The sequence below is a fragment of the Pseudomonas sp. MD195_PC81_125 genome (assembly GCF_014060985.1).
Taxonomy (GTDB): domain Bacteria; phylum Pseudomonadota; class Gammaproteobacteria; order Pseudomonadales; family Pseudomonadaceae; genus Aquipseudomonas; species Aquipseudomonas parakoreensis.
Map to the genome: position 1 here is coordinate 1 of NZ_JABULD010000438.1, position 3,605 is coordinate 3,605.

3 protein-coding genes are annotated in these 3,605 nt (G+C 58.6%); 1 reads left to right on the plus strand and 2 read right to left on the minus strand.

The window, feature by feature from the left end; all coding sequences use genetic code 11:
- Positions 1-75: 75 nt before the first annotated feature.
- Together phaC and HT737_RS17730 are read right to left on the minus strand one after the other, a co-directional pair.
- Positions 76-1,755 carry a class II poly(R)-hydroxyalkanoic acid synthase gene (phaC, locus tag HT737_RS17725; protein WP_041074938.1) on the minus strand — a complete coding sequence of 560 codons (1,680 nt, stop codon included), beginning with the start codon at positions 1,753-1,755 and terminating at the stop codon, positions 76-78.
- Between the two features lie 257 nt (positions 1,756-2,012).
- Positions 2,013-2,390, minus strand: a complete 378-nt coding sequence (locus HT737_RS17730; RefSeq protein ID WP_086793902.1) for a gamma-butyrobetaine hydroxylase-like domain-containing protein — start codon at positions 2,388-2,390, stop codon at positions 2,013-2,015.
- Positions 2,391-2,595: 205 nt separating this feature from the next.
- Here HT737_RS17730 and HT737_RS17735 point away from each other — a divergent pair, with 205 nt between their 5' ends.
- Complete coding sequence (locus tag HT737_RS17735) at positions 2,596-3,513, plus strand: SdiA-regulated domain-containing protein (RefSeq protein ID WP_182403472.1); 918 nt, start codon at positions 2,596-2,598, stop codon at positions 3,511-3,513.
- Positions 3,514-3,605 lie beyond the last annotated feature (92 nt).

Here is a 3,605-nt window from a genome sequence, read left to right on the forward strand (position 1 = left end):
TTTTTGATTTCTAAAAAAACAAAGATCAAAAGATCGCAGCCTGCGGCAGCTCCTACAGGGAGGGCGAGGTGTCAGTTACCGCTCGTGAACGTAGGTGCCCGGCGAGGCCTCGCCTGCCGGATACGCCTTGTTGCCCAGTTTCAGTGGCGCCTTCTTCAGATTGCCCGAGCGCTCGGCCTGCCACGCCTGCCAGTACAGCCACCAGGAATCGGTGTGCTTGGTCGAGTTCTCTTGCCAGTCATCGGCATTGGCGGCCATGCCTTCGCTGGTCATGTAACGCGATTTCGGGTTGCCCGGCGGGTTCAGGATGCTCTGGATATGCCCGCTGCTCGACAGCACGAACTCGACCTTGCCACCAAACAGCTGCGCCGACTTGTAGCAGGACTTCCACGGGGTGATGTGGTCGTTGGTGCCGGCCAGCGAGAAAATGTCGGCAGTGACCTGCTTGAGGTCGATCGGCGTGCCGCACACTTCCAGTGCATTGGGCCGAATCAGTGGGTTGTTTTTGAACATCTCGATCAGGTCGCCGTGGAACGCGGCCGGCAACCGGGTGGTGTCATTGTTCCAGAACAGGATGTCGAACACCGGCGGCTCGTTGCCGAGCAAATAGTTGTTGACCCAGTAGTTCCAGATCAGATCATTGGGGCGCATCCACGCGAAGACCTTGGCCATGTCTTTGCCTTCGAGCACACCGGCCTGATAGGAGTGGCGCTTGGCGGTCTCCAGGGTCTGCTCGTCGACGAACAGGGCGACGTCGCTGTCCAGCGTGGTGTCGAGCACGCTGACCAGCAGCGTGAGGGCGTTGACCTTATTCTCGCCGATCGCGGCGTAGTGGCCGAGCAGGGCGGTGCAGGTAATGCCGCCGGAGCAGGCGCCGAGCATGTTCACGTCTTTGCTGCCGGTGATGGCCGTGACCACGTCGACGGCTTCCTTGAGCGCATCGATGTAAGTCGACAGGCCCCACTCGCGCTGGGCCTTGGTCGGGTTGCGCCAGCTGACGATGAAGGTCTGCACGTTATTGCGCAGGCAGAAACGCGCCAGACTCTTGTCCGGGCTCAGGTCGAACACGTAGAACTTGTTGATCTGTGGCGGCACCACGAGCAGAGGGCGCTCGTGGACCTGCTCGGTGATCGGCTTGTACTGGATCAGCTCCAGCACGTCGTTGCGAAACACCACCGCGCCTTCGGTCACGCCCAGGCTCTTGCCGACCTCGAACGCGCCCATGTTGACCTGGCTCGGCATGCCGCCGTTGTGCACCAGATCCTTGGCCAGATGCGAGAGGCCATCGAGCAGGCTTTTGCCGCCGGTCTCGAAGAAGCGTTTGACCGCCGCCGGGTTGGCGGCGGTATTGGTCGGGGCCATGGCTTCGGTCATCAGGTTGATCACGAAGTGGCCGCGCGCGATGTCTTTGGGCGACAGGCTGCTGTCGTCGATCCAGGAATGGAGCTCCTTGCGCCACGCCAGGTAAGTTTGCAGATAACGTTTGTAGAGCGGGTTCTGACTCCACGCAGGGTCAACGAAGCGACGGTCATCGCTGGCCGGTTGCAGTTCGGATTTGCCGAACAGCACGTTCTTCAGTTCGAGGCCGAAATGGGTGACGTGCTTGACGCTATGGATCGGTTGTTTGATGGCCTGGGTCAGCACCATTCGAGCAGAGGCCAGCAGATCCTTTCCGCGTAGCCCAACGACGGGATTAAGCCCCAGGGTGTTTTCCGAGGCTTGGTACTTCAGGTCATCGTTATTCTTGTTACTCATCTACGACGCTCCATTGTCCTGAGACGAGTACCCGGTTTCAGCTGTGCAGTTCCACAGCCAATGCCAGGTACTACTGCTCGGGTGACCGTTAATTCTGCATAGCTGCTTTACAGTTCATAGAGCACTGCAGGGAACTTGCCAGCTCCATTGGTTACCCGAGTTTAATTTTTTTCGCAAGCAGCCGATCCTCGACCGCCAGGCGCAGCATTCAAACAGATGAATTTAGAAAATGCCCTCTAAAGAGCAAGAGTCTCGGACTAGAGCATCAGCTTGACAATCGACTGGTCCGGATCGCGGGTTTTTCCGGCGGCTTTGAGCTCGGCCAGATAATCGGCCCAGAGTGCGTCATAACGTCGCCCCAGCTCGTAGAGGTAATCCCAGGTGAACAAGCCGCTGTCGTGACCGTCGTCGAAGGTCAGTTTCAGTGCGTAGTGACCGGCCGGTTCCAGGCCGCTGAGGCCGACATTGAGCTTGCCGAATTGCAGGATCGGTTTGCCGTGGCCCTGGACCTCGGCGGAAGGGGAGTGCACGCGCAGAAATTCGGCGGGCAGGGTGTACTCCTCGCCGGACGCGTACTTGAGCGTCAGGGTTTTCGAGGCTTTGTGCAGTTTGATGTCGGTGGGGATCGTGGTCATTGCAGGTCATCCGACTGTGATGAACCCCTGTAGGAGCTGCCGCAGGCTGCGATCTTTTTGMTTTTTGTTTTTTCAAGATCAAAAGATCGCACCTGCGGCAGCTCCTACACAGGGGCGTCTTGTGGCCTGAGGCAAGTGGCCATTAAGCTTCAGTTCAGACAGGCGTGATATTTCATCCGCCTGTTTTGATCCCGAGCCTGCCTGAATGCGTCGACTTGCCCGTCCCAAGCCCCTGTTTGCCATCCTGTCAGTGATTGCCCTGATCGCGTTGATCGCGATCGGCCAATACCTGCGCCTGTTCGAGCGCGCCTGGTTCAACCTGCACAGTGTGTGGCAACCGTTAAGCAGCCAGGCCATCGGTCTGGATCAGTACCGGGTCGAGGTCGAGGCTCGGGTCATCGACGGGCTGAACGACGATGTGTCGGCGCTGACCTACGATCCGCTGCGCAAAAGCCTGTTCACCGTGACCAATAAGCACGCCGAATTGGTCGAGTTGTCGCTCGACGGCAAGATCCTGCGGCGCATCGCACTGATCGGCTTTGGCGATGCGGAAGCGGTGGAGTTCATCAGCGCCGACACCTACGTGATTACCGACGAGCGAGAGCAACGGCTGATCAAGGTGCATCTTGAGCACGACACGACCTTCCTCGATGCCGCGGATGCCGAACAGATGACACTTGGCGTGCACATGAGCGGCAACAAGGGCTTCGAGGGCCTGGCGTATGACTCGGTGGGCAAACGCCTGTTCGTGGCCAAGGAGCGCGACCCGATGCTGATTTATGAAGTGCACGGATTTCCGCACTTCAATCCGGAAAAATCCTACGCGGTGCACGTGATCAATAATCCCAAGCGCGATGCCGGGATGTTCGTGCGCGATCTGTCGAGCCTGCAATACGACGAGCGCAGCGGCCATTTGCTGGCGCTGTCCGACGAGTCGGGGCTGATTCTGGAACTGGATGTGGATGGGCGTCCGCTGAGCACACTGTCACTCAACAGGGGCCGCCAAGGCCTACAAAAAAGCGTGCCACAAGCCGAAGGGATCGCGATGGATGACGACGGGACGTTGTATCTGGTGAGTGAGCCGAACTTGTTTTACGTCTTCAAGAAACCTGCGCAAAACTGATCAACACCACAAAAAAGTAGGAGTGAGCTTTGTGGCGAGGGGATTTATCCCCGATGGACTGCGCAGCGGTCCCAGCTCTTGGGGCCGCTTCG

Bases quoted from the DNA above. Each gene is read 5' to 3' on its own strand.
- phaC (WP_041074938.1), bottom strand. From the start codon at position 1,755: ATGAGTAACAAGAATAACGATGACCTGAAGTACCAAGCCTCGGAAAAC.
- HT737_RS17730 (WP_086793902.1), bottom strand. From the start codon at position 2,390: ATGACCACGATCCCCACCGACATCAAACTGCACAAAGCCTCGAAAACC.
- HT737_RS17735 (WP_182403472.1), top strand. From the start codon at position 2,596: ATGCGTCGACTTGCCCGTCCCAAGCCCCTGTTTGCCATCCTGTCAGTG.